At 69.4% G+C, this 719-nt stretch carries 1 protein-coding gene; it reads left to right on the top strand.

Annotated features, from left to right (window positions below):
- Positions 1–719, top strand: a 719-nt coding sequence (locus KOL93_RS15990) for a DUF5979 domain-containing protein (protein ID WP_221586421.1), incomplete at both ends; no start/stop codon positions are given.

Genomic DNA, 719 nt, shown 5'->3' with positions numbered 1-719 from the left:
CAGCCGATCGAGTACGGCCCGTTCCAGGTCGAGGTCACCTGCACGTTCCTCGGCGAGACGGTCTACGCGGACGGATACAGCGCCGACGACCCGATGGCCTTCGCGATCACCGACGGCGAGACCGTGTCCCTCGACGGGCTCCCCGCGGGTGCGGAGTGCCAGGTCGTCGAGACCGACACCGCCGGCGCGATCGATGTCACCACCACCGGATCCAACGCCGACGGCGACGTCGAGCCCGGCGCAGCAGACGGCATCGACATCGTCCTGACGCCCGATGCCGACGACGCCCACACCAACGAGGCGACGATCGACAACGCGTTCGGCGTCGGATCGCTCCAGCTCGAGAAGGTCGTGGAGCCGGCGGACTCGCCGTTCGCGACCGGCCCCTACGTCGCGCACGCCGAGTGCACGGCGGATGGCCGCACCACGTGGTCCGGCGACATCACCTTCGCCGCCGCCGAGGACGACCCGGCGACCCCCGACGACGACACCGACCTCGAAGCGACGATCGGCGACATCGCCGCCGGCTCCGAGTGCGTCATCACCGAGACCGAAGACGGGTTCGCCACCGGCACCACCATCTCCCCCGACACGGTCACCATCCCCCTCGACGAGACCGTCTCGGTCACCATCACGAACACCTTCGCCGAAGGATCCGTCACGGTCGCCAAGGAGTTCGAGGGAGACACCCGCTGGGCCGACTCCAGCTACGACGTGAC

Origin of the sequence: Microbacterium salitolerans (genome assembly GCF_019720895.1) — a bacterium.
GTDB lineage: Bacteria > Actinomycetota > Actinomycetes > Actinomycetales > Microbacteriaceae > Microbacterium.
The sequence above is the reverse complement of the archived record's forward strand: the minus strand, read 5'-3'. Positions and strand labels throughout refer to the sequence as shown.